General features: G+C 61.9%; 15 protein-coding genes. 9 read left to right on the top strand and 6 right to left on the bottom strand.

Annotation, left to right across the window (positions count from 1 at the left end; genetic code table 11):
- Positions 1-161: 161 nt before the first annotated feature.
- Entirely contained in the window at positions 162-2,441 is a 2,280-nt protein-coding gene (clpA, locus tag BHU62_RS01035) for an ATP-dependent Clp protease ATP-binding subunit ClpA (protein WP_073528733.1), read from the bottom strand.
- Positions 2,442-2,468: 27 nt separating this feature from the next.
- Complete coding sequence (clpS, locus tag BHU62_RS01040) at positions 2,469-2,789, bottom strand: ATP-dependent Clp protease adapter ClpS (RefSeq protein WP_004928347.1); 321 nt, start codon at positions 2,787-2,789, stop codon at positions 2,469-2,471.
- A 355-nt stretch (positions 2,790-3,144) separates the two neighbouring features.
- Between clpS and cspD the strand changes: the two genes are divergently transcribed.
- Positions 3,145-3,366, top strand: a complete 222-nt coding sequence (cspD, locus tag BHU62_RS01045; protein WP_004928349.1) for a cold shock-like protein CspD — start codon at positions 3,145-3,147, stop codon at positions 3,364-3,366.
- A gap of 87 nt (positions 3,367-3,453) precedes the next feature.
- On the opposite strand, the gene macB is transcribed toward cspD, so the two are convergent.
- Together macB and macA are read right to left on the bottom strand one after the other, a co-directional pair.
- Positions 3,454-5,400 (bottom strand): macrolide ABC transporter ATP-binding protein/permease MacB, encoded by a 1,947-nt coding sequence (macB, locus tag BHU62_RS01050; protein WP_073528734.1) that lies wholly within the window; start codon positions 5,398-5,400, stop codon positions 3,454-3,456.
- Positions 5,400-6,515, bottom strand: coding sequence for a macrolide transporter subunit MacA (gene macA / locus BHU62_RS01055; RefSeq protein ID WP_073528735.1), 1,116 nt, complete (start codon positions 6,513-6,515; stop codon positions 5,400-5,402). Before macA ends, macB begins: the two co-directional genes overlap by 1 nt.
- A 194-nt stretch (positions 6,516-6,709) precedes the next feature.
- Here macA and BHU62_RS01060 point away from each other — a divergent pair, with 194 nt between their 5' ends.
- The gene (locus tag BHU62_RS01060) at positions 6,710-7,663 is read left to right on the top strand and encodes a VirK/YbjX family protein (protein WP_073528736.1); all 954 of its coding nucleotides are present in this window, start codon (positions 6,710-6,712) and stop codon (positions 7,661-7,663) included.
- A 14-nt stretch (positions 7,664-7,677) separates the two neighbouring features.
- Here the strand turns inward: BHU62_RS01060 and BHU62_RS01065 are convergent, their stop codons facing one another.
- A complete protein-coding gene (locus BHU62_RS01065; RefSeq protein ID WP_073528737.1) occupies positions 7,678-9,336 on the bottom strand; it encodes an ATP-dependent endonuclease in 1,659 nt (552 codons plus the stop codon).
- A 187-nt stretch (positions 9,337-9,523) separates the two neighbouring features.
- Between BHU62_RS01065 and BHU62_RS01070 the strand changes: the two genes are divergently transcribed.
- The 6 genes from BHU62_RS01070 (at position 9,524) to ltaE (ending at position 16,487) form a co-directional block, all read left to right on the top strand.
- Positions 9,524-10,420, top strand: a complete 897-nt coding sequence (locus tag BHU62_RS01070; RefSeq protein WP_073528738.1) for a lysine exporter LysO family protein — start codon at positions 9,524-9,526, stop codon at positions 10,418-10,420.
- Positions 10,421-10,599: 179 nt separating this feature from the next.
- Entirely contained in the window at positions 10,600-12,249 is a 1,650-nt protein-coding gene (gene hcp, locus BHU62_RS01075; RefSeq protein ID WP_073528739.1) for a hydroxylamine reductase, read from the top strand.
- Positions 12,250-12,305: 56 nt separating this feature from the next.
- The gene (hcr, locus tag BHU62_RS01080) at positions 12,306-13,307 is read left to right on the top strand and encodes an NADH oxidoreductase (RefSeq protein WP_073528740.1); all 1,002 of its coding nucleotides are present in this window, start codon (positions 12,306-12,308) and stop codon (positions 13,305-13,307) included.
- A 199-nt stretch (positions 13,308-13,506) separates the two neighbouring features.
- The gene (poxB, locus tag BHU62_RS01085; protein ID WP_073528741.1) at positions 13,507-15,228 is read left to right on the top strand and encodes a ubiquinone-dependent pyruvate dehydrogenase; all 1,722 of its coding nucleotides are present in this window, start codon (positions 13,507-13,509) and stop codon (positions 15,226-15,228) included.
- A gap of 67 nt (positions 15,229-15,295) precedes the next feature.
- Complete coding sequence (locus BHU62_RS25165) at positions 15,296-15,451, top strand: hypothetical protein (protein WP_171971276.1); 156 nt, start codon at positions 15,296-15,298, stop codon at positions 15,449-15,451.
- A gap of 19 nt (positions 15,452-15,470) precedes the next feature.
- Entirely contained in the window at positions 15,471-16,487 is a 1,017-nt protein-coding gene (gene ltaE / locus BHU62_RS01090) for a low-specificity L-threonine aldolase (protein ID WP_073528742.1), read from the top strand.
- A gap of 30 nt (positions 16,488-16,517) precedes the next feature.
- On the opposite strand, the gene BHU62_RS01095 is transcribed toward ltaE, so the two are convergent.
- Entirely contained in the window at positions 16,518-16,865 is a 348-nt protein-coding gene (locus BHU62_RS01095) for a DUF1294 domain-containing protein (RefSeq protein ID WP_073528743.1), read from the bottom strand.
- Positions 16,866-17,013: 148 nt separating this feature from the next.
- Between BHU62_RS01095 and BHU62_RS01100 the strand changes: the two genes are divergently transcribed.
- Positions 17,014-18,453, top strand: coding sequence for a DUF2867 domain-containing protein (locus BHU62_RS01100; protein WP_073528744.1), 1,440 nt, complete (start codon positions 17,014-17,016; stop codon positions 18,451-18,453).
- The last annotated feature ends 40 nt before the right edge of the window (positions 18,454-18,493 follow it).

Genomic DNA, 18,493 nt, shown 5'->3' on the forward strand with positions numbered 1-18,493 from the left:
CTCGGGAGCCCTTTCCGTTTACCCCCGCAGCGACGTTACACAACGGGTTGCAGGTGCGCAGGTAAACTGAGAGGGCTCACTCGTTTCTGTTGTACGGTGAATCTCACCCATAAAAAAAAAGCGATGCCGAAGCATCGCTTTTTCTTTGCCTGAACGCGGCCTTAGTGCACCGCGCCCTCGTCCGTCTTGCGTTTGGCGGCGCTGAGGAAGTGATAGGTCAGCTGTTTCTTGTCCTTGTCCAGCTCGACCTTCACGGAGCCGCCGTCCACCAGCGAACCGAACAGCAGCTCGTTGGCCAACGGTTTCTTCAGGTTTTCCTGCATCACGCGCGCCATTGGGCGAGCGCCCATCGCACGGTCGTAGCCCTTCACCGACAGCCAGTCGCGCGCTTCGTCGCTCACTTCCAGCGAGACGCCCTTCGCATCCAGCTGCGCCTGCAGTTCGACGATAAACTTGTCGACTACCTGCTGGATCACCTCGGTAGACAGATGGTTGAACCAGATGATGTTATCCAGACGGTTGCGGAACTCCGGCGTAAACACCTTCTTGATTTCTTCCATCGCGTCGATGCTGTTGTCCTGCTGCACCAGGCCGATCGATTTACGTTCGGTTTCCCGCACCCCGGCGTTGGTGGTCATCACCAGGATCACATTGCGGAAGTCCGCCTTGCGGCCGTTGTTGTCGGTCAGCGTGCCGTTGTCCATCACCTGCAGCAGCAGGTTGAACACGTCCGGGTGCGCCTTTTCGATCTCATCGAGCAGCACCACCGCATGCGGATGCTTGATCACCGCATCGGTCAGCAGCCCGCCCTGATCGTAACCGACGTAGCCCGGAGGCGCGCCGATCAGGCGGCTGACGGTATGCCGCTCCATGTACTCGGACATGTCGAAACGCAGCAGCTCGATATCCATCGCCTTGGCCAACTGTACGGTGACCTCGGTTTTCCCGACCCCGGTCGGCCCGGCGAACAGGAAGGAACCAACCGGCTTGCGATCGTGGCCCAGACCGGCGCGGCTCATCTTGATCGCTTCCGTCAGCGCTTCGATCGCCTGATCCTGGCCGAATACCAGCATCTTCAGGCGATCGCCCAGATTTCTCAGCACGTCGCGATCGCTGGCCGACACGGTTTTCTCCGGGATGCGGGCAATGCGCGCCACCACGGATTCGATATCGGCCACGTTGACGGTTTTCTTGCGCTTGCTGGCCGGCATCAACCGGCTGCGGGCGCCCGCCTCGTCGATCACGTCGATCGCCTTGTCCGGCAGATGACGGTCGTTGATGTATTTCACCGACAGCTCCACCGCCGCGCGGATCGCCTTGGCGGTATAACGCACGTCGTGGTGCGCTTCATACTTGGCCTTCAGGCCGTTGATGATCTGAACGGTCTCTTCCGCCGTCGGCTCGGTGATGTCTATCTTCTGGAAGCGGCGCGCCAGAGCGCGATCCTTTTCGAAGATGTTGCTGAACTCCTGGTAGGTAGTCGAGCCGATCACCCGGATCTTGCCGCTCGACAGCAGCGGTTTTATCAGGTTGGCAGCATCCACCTGGCCACCGGAAGCCGCGCCGGCGCCGATAATGGTGTGAATTTCATCGATGAACAGGATGCTGTTCTGATCCTGTTCCAACTGCTTGAGCAGCGCTTTGAAGCGCTTCTCGAAGTCGCCGCGGTATTTGGTGCCGGCCAGCAGTGAACCGATATCCAGCGAATACAGCGTGCAGTCCGCCATCACTTCCGGCACGTCGCCCTGCACGATGCGCCAGGCCAGGCCTTCGGCGATAGCGGTCTTGCCGACGCCGGATTCGCCGACCAGCAGCGGGTTGTTTTTACGGCGGCGGCACAGCACCTGAATCGCGCGTTCCAGCTCACGATCGCGGCCGATCAACGGATCGATGCCGCCCACACGGGCCAACTGATTGAGGTTGGTGGTGAAGTTTTCCATACGGTCTTCCCCTCCGGACTGCTCTTCGTTCACCGGGTTTTCCGCATTCGGCGCTTGGCCCGGCTCGTCTTTACGCGTGCCATGTGAAATGAAGTTCACCACGTCGAGACGGCTGACGTCGTGTTTACGCAGCAGATAGGCCGCCTGCGACTCCTGCTCGCTGAAGATTGCCACCAACACGTTGGCGCCGGACACCTCACTGCGGCCGGAAGATTGCACATGGAAGACCGCGCGCTGCAGCACGCGCTGGAAGCTGAGCGTCGGCTGAGTGTCGCGCTCTTCTTCGCCGGCGGGCAGCGTCGGTGTGGTTTGTTCGATGAAGGCTTCCAGCTCCTGGCGCAACGCGGCCAGATCCACCGTACATGCCTCAAGCGCTTCTCGCGCGGCAGGGTTGCTCAGCAACGCTAGCAACAGGTGCTCCACGGTCATAAACTCGTGTCTGTGCTCACGCGCCCTGGCGAAAGCCATGTTGAGACTGAGTTCCAGTTCTTGATTGAGCATAAGCACCTCCCCAATAGATTGCCTTATTCAGGCTTTTTCCAGCGTACAAAGCAACGGATGCTCGTTCTCCCTTGCGTACCGGTTCACATGGACGACTTTGGTTTCCGCCACCTCGGCGGTAAAAACACCACAGATCGCCTTGCCTTGATAGTGGACCGTGAGCATCAGTTGCGTTGCGCGTTCAATATCATAAGAAAAGAACTTTTGCAGAACGTCAATCACAAATTCCATCGGTGTGTAATCGTCGTTGTTAAGTATAACTTTATACATAGACGGCGGTTTTACCGCATCGATTTGTTTTTCTTCGGCCAAGTGTTCAAAGTTTAGCCAGTCGTTGTTATTGCCCATCGCTGCTCATCTTCTCTGCTCTGCCCTCTTATATGGGGGCAGGTTTCGGTTATTCAAAGTGGGGGATAGTTACTATTTTATCATCTTCGGCCTCGTCCCGCCGCACTGTAACGTGCGCAAAAAAACGGGCCAATTGTGACTGAATCGTGGCAATAGCGTTACCTGCTTCAAACTTTGGTGAACTGCTCCCCGCCGACAAAAGCCGATCCCTTGACGCCCCGATCATTTGCTCTAGAGTGTAAATTCGTGGCTGGTGGTCTTTTAACCACCCCTTGCCCACCTGCTACCCGCTCATGGCGGGTGCGAAATCAGTTATTCATCTCACTTAAAATAGCGTTGCGAGGGATGTAAAAGCATGGAGACGGGTACTGTTAAATGGTTTAACAACGCCAAAGGCTTTGGCTTCATCTGCCCGGCCGGCGGTGGCGAAGATATTTTCGCGCATTATTCCACCATCAAGATGGATGGTTACAGAACGTTGAAGGCGGGCCAACAGGTCAGCTTTGACGTGCACCAAGGGCCAAAAGGGAACCATGCAAGCCTGATTGTGCCAGTGGAAAGCGAGGCGCTGTCCTAAACGCTTCCTGCAGAATCGCTCTGCACTGATCGTGACTGCAATAAAAATGCCAGCCGCCGTGTGACTGGCATTTTTTATGCCTGTGACTTACTCGCGTGCCAGCGCGTCGATCGGGTTCAGCCGCGCGGCATTGCGCGCCGGCAGATAGCCGAACACCACGCCGATGCCGGTGGAACAGAGAAACGCGCTCAGCAACGCCGCCGGCGGGAAGCTTATCTGCCAGCCCGGCAACACCAGCTGTACCACCAAACCGATGGCGAACGACAGCGTAATCCCCAGCGCGCCACCCACCAGGCAGACCAAGACCGCCTCGATCAGAAACTGCTGCAAGACGTCGCCGGAACGCGCGCCCACCGCCATGCGGATGCCGATCTCGCGCGTGCGCTCGGTCACCGACACCAGCATGATGTTCATCACGCCGATACCGCCGACCACCAGCGAAATCACCGCCACCAGCGTCAGGAACAGCTGCAGCGTGCGGGTGGTTTTCTCCGCGGTTTGCACCAGGCTGTCCATGTTATAGGTAAAGAAGTCCTTCTTGCCGTGGCGCAGCGTCAGCAGGCGTGACAGCTGTTGCTCCGCTTCCTTGCTGTCGTAGCCGTCGCGGATGCGCACGGTGATCGAATCAAAATAGCTGTTGCCCATCAGCCTGTTAGCCATCGTGCTGTAAGGCACCCACACGTTCAGCGTCTTGCTGCTGCCGAACATCGACTGCTTCTCCTTGGCCACGCCAACCACCGTCGCCGGCATGTTGCCCACCAGAATCACCTCGCCCACCACGTTCTTTTGGTGCGGGAACAGCCGCCGTTGGGTATTGGCGTCGATCACCACCGTCTGCGCCTGCGACTGTACCTGCATCTGGTCGATGCCGACACCTTGGGTAAAGCTCATGCCGTAGACGCGGAAAAACTGCTCGCTGACGCCGTTGACGTTAGCCGCCGCGTCGACGTTGCCCAGCCGCAGCCGCATGCTGCTGCTGATGCTCGGCGACAGCGCGCTGATGTATGGCTGTTCGCGCAGCGCATCGAGGTCACCGTATTTCAACGATTGCCGGTAGGTCGGGTCGTCGTCACCGAAATCCTTGCCGGGGTAGATGTCGACGGTGTTGGTGCCGATGGATTTGATGTCCGCCAGCACCATCTGCTTGGCGGCTGCGCCGATCACCAGGATCGACACCACCGAGGCGATGCCGATAATAATCCCGAGCATAGTCAGCGCGGTGCGCATCTTGTTGGCCGCCATTGCGCGCCAGGCCATGACCAGCGCCTCGCGGAAGCGGCCGCCCATCTGCCGCCAGGAAGGCGCCGCAGCGGCCAGCGCCAGCGGCTTGACCTGCGCATTATCTTGCGGTGTCGGACGCGAGTCAGCGATGATTTCGCCGTCGCGGATCTCGATGATCCGCTCCGCCTGCCGCGCCACCGCCGGATCGTGTGTCACCAGGATCACCGTGTGGCCCTGGGCGCACAACTGTTTGAGGATCGCCATCACCTCTTCGCCGGAGTGGCTGTCGAGCGCGCCGGTCGGCTCATCCGCCAGGATCACCTGCCCGCCGTTCATCAGCGCGCGGGCGATACTGACGCGTTGCTGTTGGCCGCCGGAAAGCTGGCTCGGCCGGTAGTTGACGCGCTCCCCCAGCCCCAAACGCCGCAACAGCGCCACCGCCCGTTCGTGCCGCGCCGCTTTGCCCAGTCCGGCGTACACCGCCGGCACTTCGACGTTGTGCGCCGCGCTCAGGTGCGGCAACAGATGATAGCGCTGAAAGATAAAGCCGAAATGCTCGCGCCGCAGCTGCGCCAACGCATCGTCGCTCAGCGTCGCCACATCCTGCCCGGCCACCTGATACACGCCGGCGCTCGGCTTGTCCAGGCAGCCGAGAATGTTCATCAGCGTCGATTTGCCGGAGCCGGAGGCCCCCATGATCGCCACCATTTCACCGGCTTCGATGCTCAGGCTGATCCCCTTCAACACCTCCACCGTCTGTTCGCCGGAACGGTAGCTGCGGCGGATGCCGCTCAGCTGCAACAGCGCCGCCATCAGCCGGCCTCCACGCCGCCGCGGCTGACGATCACCTCATCGCCCACCTCGAGCCCGCTGAGGATCTGCACATCGATATTGTTGCGCAGGCCGATGGCCACCTCACGCTTCTCTTCCTTACCCTGTTTCAGCACCGAAACGTGATAGCGATTGTCGGCGATCTGATCGCCCAGCGCCGCCAGCGGGATCACCAGCGCCTGCTCAACGCCGGCCAGCTGAATATGCACCTGCGCCGTCATTTGCAAGCGCAGCAGCCTTTCCGGGTTGGGCACTTCGAAACGCGCATAATAGAAGATGGCGTTGTTGACCTTCTCCGGCGTCGGCTGAATGTCTTTCAGCACGCCGTCGAAGCGCCGGGCCGGATCGCCCAACACCGTGAACCAGGCCTTCTGACCCGGCTTGAGGTTGATGACGTCGGCCTCTGACACCTGCGCCTTCACCAGCATGGTGCTGAGATCCGCCAGCGTCAGAATGTTCGGCGCCTGCTGCGCCGCGATCACCGTCTGGCCCTGCAGCGTGGTGATCTGCACCACGTCGCCATCCATCGGCGCTTCGATACGGGTATAGGCCAGGTTGATCTTGGCAGTATCCAGACTGGCCTGATTCTTGGCGATCTGCGCATTGATGGTGCCCACCTGCGCCTTCTTCACCGCCAGTTGCGTCGCCGCCTGATCCAGATCCTGGCGCGATATCGCCTGCAGCTTGGCCAGCGCCTGGTTGCGCTGCAGCGTGACCGCCGCCAGCTGCTGCTCGGCCTGCGCCTGCAGCAGTTGAGCATGCAGTTCGCGCAGCGTCGCTTCCCCTTCGCGGATGCTGTTCTGCGCCTGTTGCGGATCGATAACCCCCAACAACTGGCCTTTCTGCACCTTGTCGCCGATCTCGACATACAGCTTTTCCAACTGCCCGCTGACCTGCGCGCCGACGTCAACCTTGCGCACCGCGTCCAACTGGCCGGTCGCCAACACGTTCTGCTGCAGATCGCGTTGGGTAACTTTCACCGTTTTGAAATCGGTTGGCGCCGGATGGCGAAAGTGCCAAACGACCGCCGCGGCAATTACCGCGATCACCGCCAGAGAGAGAATCCAGCGGCGTCTATGTCCTTTAAACCCTGTCAAAATTGACCTGCCTGTGCTTGTGAATATCGACCGCCCATCGCGGCGGCGGAGCTAAATTAGCATGCACCGTAGGGAATAACTAAACCTTAGCTCAACACAATGTGGAGACACGCTTGGTTACAGTTCTGCATTGAACTCCCGTTTAGTGAAGCCTTGATGAAATAACGCCATTCAACACAGCCAAGGATTTCATCATGTCACAGCTCAGCTACCCACTCGCTTCCGCCCGGCCGCTTAACGGCTGGCAACTGATGACGGCGCTGATCAATGGCGAAAAGGCGCCGAGCAATGCCTGGAAAAAAACCGCGTTTCGCCTGAAGTTTCTCGGCCGCTCGCTACTCAACTGGCGCACCACCAGCGGCCTGCTCAACACCCTGGCCAGCCATCCGTTGCTGGAAGAGATCCTGAGCGCGCAGCCGAACCTGCCGTGCAAACTGCATCGCCCGTATCTGGCGGCCAACATGAGCAAGATCGAATGCCTGTTCGCGCTGCGCGATCATTACGATCTCATCGTGCAGCGCATGCCGCTGAAGATGCGCCTCGGCCACCTCGGCCCGCAGTCTTTCGTGTTGGCCAGCGCGATGGGTAAAAACGAAGCGCCGATCACGCTGGAACTGGCGGCGATCGACAAACTGAATAAGGAAGGGGAAGCCACGCTGCTGCTGCGCAACGCCAACGGCGTGATGCTGGCAGAGATCACCTTTGCGCTGATGCATTATCAACAGCAGCCGACGCTGTTCATCGGCGGCCTGCAGGGCGCGAACCATGACGTGCCGCACGCCGAGATCCAGCACACCACCAAAGAGTGCCATGGCTTGTTCCCCAAACGGCTGGTGCTGGAAGGCATCTGCACGCTGGCGCGGCGCCTCGGCATCCGCCAGATCGTGGCGGTCGGCAACGCCACCCATATCTATCAAAACTGGCGTTACCAGAGTAAGAAGAAGGATAAGCTGCACGCCGATTACGATCAGTTTTGGCTGTCGATGGGCGCCAAACCGCTCGACAGCGGCTATTTCCTGTTGCCTGAACGCATCGCCCGCAAACCGATCGAAGAGATTGCCAGCAAGAAGCGCGCCGAGTATCGCCGCCGCTATCAGTTGCTGGACGAGTTGGAACAGGGATTGGCGGCGCACTTCTGCGCCCGATAGCGCCCTGCGGGCCGTCAGTCCGCCCGGCCGCGCGCCAGCCAGATTACCCGTGAGAACATTTTCTTCAGCAGCGGCGGCACCGAATCCGTGCCCCATTCGCCGGCCTGCATCGCGACCTCGATCGCCAGATCCGGTTTTGAAGAGTGGTGGACCGCTTTCAGGATCACCTTACGCACCGGCATCTGCGCGTTGATCGGCACCGAAGCCACCCGGTGATAGACCGGGCCGAACCCTTCGCGGAACATAAAATGCTCCATGTCCGGTGCCGGCAGCGCGGTCAGCCGATCGCGCTCGTTGTCTTCATGATTGTCCAGCAGGCTGCGCACGGTGTTGGCGTACTTTTTGCCCGCTTCGTCGCCGTCCACCAGCGCATGCCACTCGATGCCCATGCGGCGGGCAAAACGTAGCAGCGGCTTCAGGCCGCACTGGGCGAATTCGATGACCCTCACCCCTTCCGCCTCGAAATGGTAACCACACTGGCGCGCCAGTTCGTTCAGCAACCACACCTCGGTTTCCCCCTCCACCAGCAGCCAGCAGCGGGCGAACAGCGACGACGGCCGGTTGAAACGGATATGGAACGCGATGCGGCGCCCGTCTTCGGCGCCCAGCCCGCGCGGCCCGAGGCGATAGGTTGCGACCCGCCCCGACTCGCGCACCAGCCGGCAAACGTGTTCCACCGGCACCAGCGACACCAGCTCGCTGGAGTTGGTGGTGGTAATGCGCTGTAACGGCAGCTGATTGAGCAACCCCCAGGCCACGGACAGCATGATCGGGTGCAGACGGGTTTCCGGGTCTTCCACCAGCAGCAGCGGCCGGGCGTGCGGATCCAGCTTGACGTCGCCTTTGGCCTGCAACAGGGTGGAAAACATCCCCAGCAGAATCAGACGCATGCTGCGGCTGTTCGGCTCGGCCACCATGCGGTTGATGCCGTCCAGCGCGCGCCAGGCATCCTGCTCGGGTTCGCCACCGCGGCGGCGCGGGCGCGTCACCTGCGAGCCTTGCTCAGCGAAATAGTGCTCCAGCAGCTGCTGCATGGCCGCCAGCCCCTGACGCAGTTCGCCGTTGGTCAACTTTTGCGGATTGCGTACCAGTTCGCGCGTCAGCTGATCCAGCTGCTGCGCCAGCGCCTGAGTGTCCGGCCGCCGTTCATCGCCGAGGCTGCTGGGGCGCAGGCGGCGAATAAAGCGCGCGTCGCGCAGGCGCAACACCGGATGGATGCGGATGATGGCGTGGGCCAGCTGTTCGATATGGTGCAGCTGCAGCGCATTGCCGTCGGCGTCGAGAAAACCGCGCCAGGTGCATACCGTGCCGTCATCGGCCAGCTCGCCCTCGCAGCGGTAATGAATGCGGTTCAGGCCATCTTCGCCCTTGACCCACAGCGGCGTCAGGTGGCGATAGCGCGGCAGGTGCGCATGGCCGATGTCTTTTTCGCAGAAGGTGAACACCACCTGCAGGTGGCGCTCTTTGGCCGCCTCTTCACCGGGCGGGAAGTGGAAGTCGTGCGCTTCAAACCGATACAGCTTTTGCTCCGGCGCCAGCAGCAGCGTCAGCGCATCCAGCAGGCTGGATTTACCCCAGGCGTTTTCACCGAGCAACAGCGTGTTGTCGTCCAGCATCAGGGACAACCGATTAATGCCGCGAAAACCTACAATTTCGATACGCTCCAAGAACATCCGCCGCCTCCCGTGCGCGTCGCCGCCTCTTCAATGAGGTGACTTTCACAGAGCATGGTCAAAAAACCCCTTGCAGGTCAAGCGGCCAACGTCAAATCTGCCGCTTTACTCCGGCCGGGCTTTTGGTTAGCGTGTGCTCCTCGCCGCCGTTCGGCGCGCTTCAAAACTCAAGGACACAAGCTGCACCATGTACTCAGGACTGTTGATTATTCTGTTACCGCTGATTGTCGGTTACCTCATTCCCTTACGCCATCGCCCGCTGCTGGTGCTGATCAACCGGCTGCTGAGCTGGATGGTGTACGTGATCCTGTTTTTCATGGGTATCAGCCTGGCGTTCATGGAAGATCTCAGCAGTAACCTGGTGCTGATCTTCCAGTACAGCGCGGTGTTCTTCTTCTGCATTCTCTGCGCCAATCTGCTGTTGCTGGCGCTGCTGGAGCGGCGCATGCCGTGGCGCAGCAGCCATAAACAGGAGAAGCTGCCTTCGCGCGTGCACATGGCGCTGGAGTCGCTCAAGCTGTGCGGCGTGGTGCTGGGTGGCTTCCTGCTCGGCCTGACGCAGTGGCAATGGCTGCAGTTCGCCCATAAAGGCAGCGAATATGCGCTGATCTTCCTGCTGTTGCTGGTCGGTATTCAACTGCGCAACAGCGGCATGACGCTGCGCCAGATCGTGCTCAACCGCCGCGGCACGCTGGTGGCGTTGGTCGTGACCATCGCGTCTCTGGCCGGCGGTGCGCTGGCGGCACAGCTGCTGGGCTTGCCGGTCAAGGCCGGGCTGGCGATGGCCTCCGGCTTCGGCTGGTACTCGCTGTCCGGCATTCTGATCACCGACGCCTACGGCCCGGTGATGGGCAGCGCCGCGTTCTTCAACGATCTGGCGCGCGAGCTGGTGGCGATCATGCTGATCCCGACGCTGGTGCGCCGCAGCCGCTCCACCGCCCTCGGCCTGTGCGGCGCCACCTCGATGGACTTCACCCTGCCGGTGCTGCAGCGCAGCGGCGGGTTGGACATGGTGCCGCCTGCCATTGTGCACGGCTTCCTGCTGAGCCTGCTGGCGCCGGTGCTGATCGCCCTGTTCTCCTGATCCTTTCCCCTGGGGGCCGCCCGGCCCCCAAAGCGTAATAATTCCCATCCGCATGGCAAAATTGCGCTAAATCAAACTTGCCTGCAGTAGTCGCACAAAAGCCTTTTGCAACCCCGATCGCCGATCTATGCTTTTAAACAAGCATTACAAATGCAACTTTAAAATAAAAGGAAGCGACTATGTTCTGTGTGCAATGTGAACAAACCATCCGTACCCCGGCAGGCAACGGCTGCGCGTATGCTCAGGGCATGTGCGGCAAAACGGCGGAAACCTCCGATCTGCAGGATCTGCTGGTCGCGGCGCTGCAGGGTCTCTCCGCCTGGGCGCTGCAGGCGCGTTCACTGGGCATCGTCGACCACGAGATCGACAGCTTCGCCCCGCGCGCCTTCTTCTCTACTCTGACCAACGTCAACTTCGACTCCCAGCGCATCATCGGATACGCGCGGGAAACCCTGCTGCTGCGCGATTCGCTGGCCGCCCGTTGCCGACTGCTGGACGCCGGCGCGCGCGTCGATCACCCAATGGCGGCGCTGCAGCTGGCCGGTGACGATATGCCTGCGCTACTGCAACAGGCGGCGCAATTTGCCCTCAACAGCGACAAGGCCGAGGTAGGCGACGACATTCACGGCCTACGCATGCTGTGCCTGTATGGCCTGAAAGGCGCGGCGGCCTATATGGAACACGCGCACGTGCTCGGCCAGTTCGACGCCCAGATCTACGCCGACTACCACGCCTTTATGGCCTGGCTCGGCACCCAGCCGCGCGACGTCGATACCCTGCTGAACAACGCCATGGGCATCGGCAAGATGAACTTCAACGTGATGGCGATCCTCGATCGCGGCGAAACCCAGGCCTATGGCGATCCGCAGCCCAGCGCGGTCAACGTGCGCCCGGTGGCCGGGAAAGCCATCCTGATCTCCGGCCACGATCTGAAAGATCTGCGCATGCTGCTCGAACAAACCGAAGGGCAAAACGTCAACATCTATACCCACGGTGAAATGCTGCCGGCGCACGGTTACCCGGAATTGAAGAAATTCAAGCACCTGGTGGGCAACTACGGCAGCGGCTGGCAGAACCAACAGACGGAGTTCGCCAAATTCCCCGGCCCGATCGTGATGACCTCCAACTGCATCATCGATCCGAACGTCGGCAACTACGGCGACCGCATCTGGACCCGCAGCATCGTCGGCTGGCCGGGCGTCAACCATCTGGAAGGCGACGACTTCGGCGCGGTGATCCGCCAGGCGCAGGGCATGAACGGCTTCCCTTATACCGAGATCGAGCACCTGATCACCGTCGGCTTCGGCCGCCAGACGCTGCTGAACGCCGCCGACACCGTGATCGATCTGGTGTCGCAGAAAAAACTGCGCCACGTCTTCCTGGTCGGCGGCTGCGACGGCAGCCGCGACGAACGCAGCTACTTCACCGACTTCGCCCGCAGCGTACCGCAAGACTGCCTGATCATGACGCTGGCCTGCGGCAAGTACCGTTTCAACAAGCTGGACTTCGGCACGCTGGAAGGGTTACCGCGCCTGCTGGACGTCGGCCAGTGCAACGACGCCTACTCCGCCATCATGCTGGCAGTCAAGCTGGCCGACACCCTCGGTTGCAGCGTCAACGAGCTACCGCTCAGCCTGGTGCTGTCGTGGTTTGAACAGAAGGCGATCGTCATTCTGCTGACGCTGCTGTCGCTGGGGGTGAAAAACATCGTCACCGGCCCGACCGCACCCGGCTTCCTGACCGACAACCTGATGGCGATCCTCAACGAGAAATTCGGCCTGCGTCCGATCACCACCGTCGAGCAGGATATCGCAGCGCTGCTCGCCTGATGCCGTTACGTTATGGGGCCGCCTGCGCCGGCCCCTTTGCTTTTTGAGGTGCCCCGATGACTCAACCCACTCCGCTTTGCCCGAACCGCATGCAGGTGCATTCCATCCAGCGTGAAACCGCCGACGTCTGGACGCTGAACCTGATCTGCGACGTTTTCTACCCTTATCAGGCGGGCCAGTTCGCGCTGGTCAGCATCCGCAACAGCGAGGGGACGCTGCGCGCCTATACGCTCTCCTCCTCGCCCGGCCAGAGCCGCTTTCTCAGCATCAGCGTGCGCTGTCTGCCGGACGGCGCCGGGTCGCGCTGGCTGACGCAAGAGGTCAAGCCCGGCAACACGCTGTGGCTGTCCGACGCGCAGGGCGAGTTCAGCTGCGAGCGGCACCCGGCCGATCGCTATCTGATGCTGGCCGCCGGCTGCGGCGTAACGCCGATCGTCTCGATGTGCCGCTGGCTGACCGCCAACCGGCCAACCTGCGATATCGCCGTGATCTTTAACGTGCGCACCCCCGCCGACACGATTTTCGCCGATCAATGGCGCGCGCTGTGCGCCGCCCATCCGCAGTTGCGCCTGACGCTGATGGCCGAACAAGACCTGCAACCCGGCTACCTCAGTGGCCGCATCAACGAGCAGACGCTACGGCAGGCGGCGCCGGATATCGCTGAACGCACGGTGATGACCTGCGGCCCCGCGCCCTACATGGAGCAGGTGGAGCAGCTGTGCCGCCGGCTCGGCGTGCCGGCCGAGCGTTTCCATAAAGAACAGTTCCACACGCCGGCGGCGCAGGCCGACACCGGCGAAGGGCTGACGCTCCGCGCCGCCCGCCCACTGCGCGAATTCCACGTGCCGGTCGGCAGCACGCTGCTGGCGGCGATGGAAACCAACGCGCTGCCGGTCAACGCCGCCTGCCGCGCCGGGGTATGCGGCTCGTGCAAAACCCGTATCCTTGAAGGCGACTACACCACCACCAGCACCATGACGCTGAGCGCGGAAGAGATCGCGCAGGGCTACGTGCTGGCCTGCAGTTGCCAGCTGCAGGGCGACGTCACGCTGGCGTGATCCCCTGGCCCCATCGCCGCGATGGGGCATTTATCGGCAAGTTCCCCACGGCCAACCCAGTTACACTTTTCCCCGTCCTACGCTCTTTACCCTTCCTGACCGCATCTCGTCCACAGCCGGTAAGCTATGCTTGCAGTTGTTCTGCTGACACTCACCGGATCGAGTACACATCGTTTTTCAAACTATGTTTGGGGGAACCATGAAGCAAACCGTAGCCACACTGATCGCCAAAACGCTGGATCAAGCCGGCGTAAAACGCATTTGGGGCGTGACCGGCGATTCGCTCAACGGCCTTAGCGACAGCCTGCACCGCATGGGCACCATCGAATGGCTGGGCACCCGCCACGAAGAGGTGGCCGCCTTCGCCGCCGGCGCCGAAGCCCAGCTCACCGGCCAGCTGGCGGTGTGCGCCGGTTCCTGCGGCCCCGGCAACCTGCACCTGATCAACGGGCTGTTCGACTGCCACCGCAACCATGTACCGGTGCTGGCGATCGCCGCACACATTCCTTCCAGCGAAATCGGCAGCGGCTACTTCCAGGAGACACACCCACAGGAGCTGTTCCGCGAATGCAGCCACTATTGCGAGCTGGTTTCCAATCCGGAACAGCTGCCGCGCGTGCTGGAGATCGCCATGCGCAAGGCGATCCTCAACCGCGGCGTCTCGGTGGTCGTCTTGCCGGGCGACGTGGCGCTGCGCATGGCGCCGGAAGACGCGACCCTGACCTGGCATACCCCGGCGCTGCCGCTGGTGCAGCCGCCGATGAGCGAGCTGAACAAGCTGGCGGAAACGCTGAACAAGGCGAAGAACATCACCCTGATGTGCGGCAGCGGCTGCGCCGGTGCGCACGATGAAGTGGTCAAGTTGGCCGAACGGCTGCAGGCGCCGGTGGTGCACGCGCTGCGCGGCAAAGAGCATATCGAATGGGATAACCCCTACAGCGTCGGCATGACCGGGCTGATCGGCTTCTCCTCCGGCTATCACGCAATGATGAATGCCGACACGCTGGTGCTGCTCGGCACCCAGTTCCCCTATCGCGCGTTCTACCCCACCAATGCCAACATCATTCAGATCGACATCAACCCCGGCAGCATCGGCGCGCACTGCCCGGTCAATATGGCGCTGGTGGGCGATATCCACACCACCCTCACCGCCCTGCTGCCGCAGCTGGAGCCCAAGCGCGACCAGGCGTTCCTCGACAAGGCGCTGGAGCATTACCGCAACGCGCGCAAGGATCTCGACGGGCTGGCGACCGCCAACGACGACCAACCGGTCCACCCGCAGTATCTGGCGCAACAGCTCAGCCACTACGCCAGCGACGACGCTATCTTCACCTGCGACGTCGGCACGCCGACGGTGTGGGCCGCCCGCTACGTGAAAATGAACGGCAAGCGTCGCCTGCTCGGTTCGTTCAACCACGGTTCGATGGCCAACGCCATGCCACAGGCGATCGGCGCCCAGGCCACCGCGCCGGATAGACAGGTGATCGCCATGTGCGGCGACGGCGGCTTCACCATGCTGATGGGGGATTTCCTGTCGCTGGCGCAGCTCAAGCTGCCGGTGAAGATCGTGGTGTTCAACAACAGCGTGCTGGGGTTTGTGGCGATGGAGATGAAAGCCGGCGGCTACCTGACCGACGGCACCGATCTGCATAACCCGGACTTCGCGGCGATCGCCAACGCCGCCGGCATCAAGGGCATCCGCGTGGAAAAAGCCTCGGATCTGGACGGCGCGCTACAAGAGATGTTGGCGCATCCCGGCCCGGCGCTACTGGACGTGGTCACCGCCAAGCAAGAACTGGCGATGCCGCCGCAGATCAAGTTCGAACAGGCGAAAGGCTTCAGCCTGTACATGCTGCGCGCCATCATCAACGGCCGTGGCGACGAAGTGGTCGAACTGGCGAAAACCAACTGGCTGCGCTAGCCGTATTTCCCGGATATGGAAGCGCCATATCCGGGATTTTTATCTGTGTCTCAAAAAGAATCGGGCTATGATGGAAACCGTATTCTCCTTCAATTCATTATTGCCATCCCCAATAGATTTCAAGTTGCAGCTAGGCGGCCAGCAGGTGAATCCCCAGGAGCTGACTCAAGTCAGTGACTGGGGTTCTCCTGTGCAGCCAACAACGCTGCGGCTTGAAAGATAAAGGGGATTAAAGGAACCCTATGCTTATCGATCTACGCAGCGACACCGTCACCCGCCCCAGCGCCGCCATGCGCCAGGCGATGGCTCAGGCAGAGGTCGGCGACGACGTCTACGGCGATGACCCGACGGTCAACGCGCTGGAGGCCGAGGCGGTGCGCCTGTCAGGCAAAGAGGCGGCGCTGTTTCTGCCCAGCGGTACCCAGGCTAACCTGGTGGCGCTGCTGAGCCACTGCCAGCGCGGCGACGAATATCTGGTCGGCCAGCAGGCACACAACTATAAATACGAAGCCGGCGGCGCAGCGGTGCTGGGCAGCATCCAGCCGCAGCCGATCGAGGCCGAGGCGGACGGCACGCTGCCGCTGGACAAGCTCGCCGCCGCCATCAAACCCGACGATATCCACTTCGCCCGCACCCGGCTGCTGAGCCTGGAAAACACCATCAGCGGCCGCGTCCTGCCGCAGGCCTACCTGCAGCAGGCGTGGCAGTTTACCCGCGAGCGGCAGCTGGCGCTGCATATCGACGGCGCGCGCATCTTCAACGCCGCCGTGGCGCTGAACCTGCCGCTGAAAGAGATCGTGCAATACTGCGACACCTTCACCATTTGCCTGTCGAAAGGGCTGGGCGCGCCGGTCGGATCGCTGCTGTGCGGCAGCGAGGCTTTCATTCAGCGTGCGCTGCGCTGGCGCAAGATGACCGGCGGCGGGCTGCGTCAGGCCGGCATCCTGGCGGCGGCCGGCCTCTACGCGCTGGAGCATAACGTCGCGCGGCTGCGCGAAGACCATGACAACGCGGCCTGGCTGGAGCAACAGCTGCGGCAGATCGGCGTGGAGATCGCCGAACCCGGCGCGCAGACCAACGTGCTGTACCTGCGACAATCACCGGCGTTGGCGGCCAAATTCGGCCCGTGGATGCGCGAACGCGGCGTGCTGATCAGCAGCGGCCCGCTGACGCGTATTCTGACCCACCTCGACGTCAGCCGTCAGGATCTGCAACGCGTGGTCGAGTTGTGGCGGGAGTTCCTCCTGGAGCACGCCTGATATATCGGGGCGTTCGGCAACGCCCCGCAATCAGAAGATCCAGCGGCCGTAGGCCCAGTACCACAATCCCAGCACCACCGCCAGGTTGAGCGCAACGCTGAGGATGAACCAGGTTTTAAACGGCTGCTTCTGGGTCTTGTGGCGAAACAGCTGCTGCGCCGCCAGCGCGCCCAGCCACCCGCCCAGCGCGCCGAACAGCAACAGCGTCGCCTCCGGTACCCGCCGCCACCCCTTGCGCGCCGCCAGCTTATCGCCACCGTAGATCAAGAACGTCAGCAGATTGGCCGAAAGCAGCCACATCCACACCGGATGCGGCGAAAACAGGCTGGCGATCAGCGCCAGACCCAGCAGGACGTAACAAATCACATTGAGTTTCATGGCATCCGGTTTCATTCAATAAGGGGCGCGTAGTGTGAACTCGCGCTACGGCGGATGCAACCGCCTTATACCCATACAAAAAGTGCATTTAAATCCCGAATTTGGCATCCTGTAGCTCTGCTAATCTTTCACCGCACAAGGCGGCCCGATGACACCCCAACGCGTACTGGTTCTTGGAGCCAGCGGCTACATAGGCCAGAACCTGATACCGCACCTGATAGAACAGGGGCACCAGATTACCGCCGCCGCCCGGCGCATCGAGTGGCTGCAGGAGCGCAACTGGCCGCAGGTCAACTGCCTGTATGCCGACCTGTACCGCCCGGAAACGCTGAGCGCGGCGCTGTGGGAGATCGACACGCTTTACTATCTGGTACACGCGATGGGCGACGGCGACGACTTTATCGAGAAGGAGCGCCAGGCGGCGGAAAACCTGCGCGACGCGCTGCGCAATGCCTGCGTCAAACAGGTGATCTTTCTCGGCGCGCTGCAGCCGAACGACGACAGTTCGCCGCACCTGGCGGCCCGCCGCCTGACCGGCGAGATCTTGCGCCAGAGCGGCGTACCGGTGACCGAGCTGCGCGCCGGCATCATCGTCGGCCCCGGTTCAGCGGCGTTCGAAGTCATGCGCGACATGGTCTATAACCTGCCGGTGCTGACGCCGCCGCGCTGGGTGCGTTCGAAGTCGTCGCCGGTGGCGCTGGAGAACCTGCTGGTTTACCTGGCCGATCTGCTGGCACACCCAGCGCAGGAACACCGCATCTTCGACGTCGCCGGGCCGGAATACCTCAGCTACCAGGATATGTTCACGCGTTTTATCGCCATCAGCGGCAAACAGCGCTGGCTGATTCCGATCCCCCTGCCGACACGGCTGATTTCGGTGTGGTTCATCAGCCTGATCACCTCGGTGCCGACGCCGATCGCCCGCGCGCTGATCCAGGGGCTGAAGCACGATCTGCCCGCCGACGGCCGACCGTTGCAGGCCCTGATACCGCAGCAGCTGCACACCTTCAGTCAAGCGGTCACCGCCACGCTCCAGCGCGAACAGGAAGTGGTCGATTCCGCCGACTGGGGCTACGATCCGGCGGCGCAGGCCCGTTGGCGCCCCGGTTACGGCTACTACCCCAAACAGGCCGGCTGCTCGCTGGAAACCGCCGCCTCAAGCCAGGCCCTGTGGCAAACGGTGCAGCAACTGGGGGGCGAAGAAGGCTATTTCTACGCCAACATCCTGTGGCGCATCCGCGCCCGCATGGATGACATGATCGGCAACGGCGTGGTCTACGGCCGCCCGGCGCGCGCGACCCTGGCGCTGGGCGATGAGATAGACGGCTGGAAAGTGATCGCGCTGAAGCCGCAGCGGCAGCTGGCGCTGCTGTTCGGCATGAAGGCGCCGGGGCTGGGGCGGCTGAGCTTCACCATCAAAGATCATGGCGATCGTCGCACGCTGGACGTACGCGCCTGGTGGCATCCGGCCGGCTTCAGCGGGTTGCTATATTGGTTCGCCATGATGCCCGCACATCTGTTCATTTTTCGCGGCATGGCGAAACGCATCGCCGCGCTGGCCGAAGACCAGGACCGTCAACACCGCTGAACGCGTTCATTTGTCGATCAACCGCACAGTTTGCCGCTGT

It is taken from the genome of Serratia marcescens (assembly GCF_001902635.1).
GTDB classification, from domain to species: domain Bacteria; phylum Pseudomonadota; class Gammaproteobacteria; order Enterobacterales; family Enterobacteriaceae; genus Serratia; species Serratia marcescens_F.

Coding starts and splice junctions, on each gene's coding strand:
- clpA (WP_073528733.1), bottom strand. CDS start 2,441: ATGCTCAATCAAGAACTGGAACTCAGTCTCAACATGGCTTTCGCCAGG.
- clpS (WP_004928347.1), bottom strand. CDS start 2,789: ATGGGCAATAACAACGACTGGCTAAACTTTGAACACTTGGCCGAAGAA.
- cspD (WP_004928349.1), top strand. CDS start 3,145: ATGGAGACGGGTACTGTTAAATGGTTTAACAACGCCAAAGGCTTTGGC.
- macB (WP_073528734.1), bottom strand. CDS start 5,400: ATGGCGGCGCTGTTGCAGCTGAGCGGCATCCGCCGCAGCTACCGTTCC.
- BHU62_RS01060 (WP_073528736.1), top strand. CDS start 6,710: ATGTCACAGCTCAGCTACCCACTCGCTTCCGCCCGGCCGCTTAACGGC.
- BHU62_RS01065 (WP_073528737.1), bottom strand. CDS start 9,336: ATGTTCTTGGAGCGTATCGAAATTGTAGGTTTTCGCGGCATTAATCGG.
- BHU62_RS01070 (WP_073528738.1), top strand. CDS start 9,524: ATGTACTCAGGACTGTTGATTATTCTGTTACCGCTGATTGTCGGTTAC.
- hcp (WP_073528739.1), top strand. CDS start 10,600: ATGTTCTGTGTGCAATGTGAACAAACCATCCGTACCCCGGCAGGCAAC.
- hcr (WP_073528740.1), top strand. CDS start 12,306: ATGACTCAACCCACTCCGCTTTGCCCGAACCGCATGCAGGTGCATTCC.
- poxB (WP_073528741.1), top strand. CDS start 13,507: ATGAAGCAAACCGTAGCCACACTGATCGCCAAAACGCTGGATCAAGCC.
- BHU62_RS25165 (WP_171971276.1), top strand. CDS start 15,296: ATGATGGAAACCGTATTCTCCTTCAATTCATTATTGCCATCCCCAATA.
- ltaE (WP_073528742.1), top strand. CDS start 15,471: ATGCTTATCGATCTACGCAGCGACACCGTCACCCGCCCCAGCGCCGCC.
- BHU62_RS01095 (WP_073528743.1), bottom strand. CDS start 16,865: ATGAAACTCAATGTGATTTGTTACGTCCTGCTGGGTCTGGCGCTGATC.
- BHU62_RS01100 (WP_073528744.1), top strand. CDS start 17,014: ATGACACCCCAACGCGTACTGGTTCTTGGAGCCAGCGGCTACATAGGC.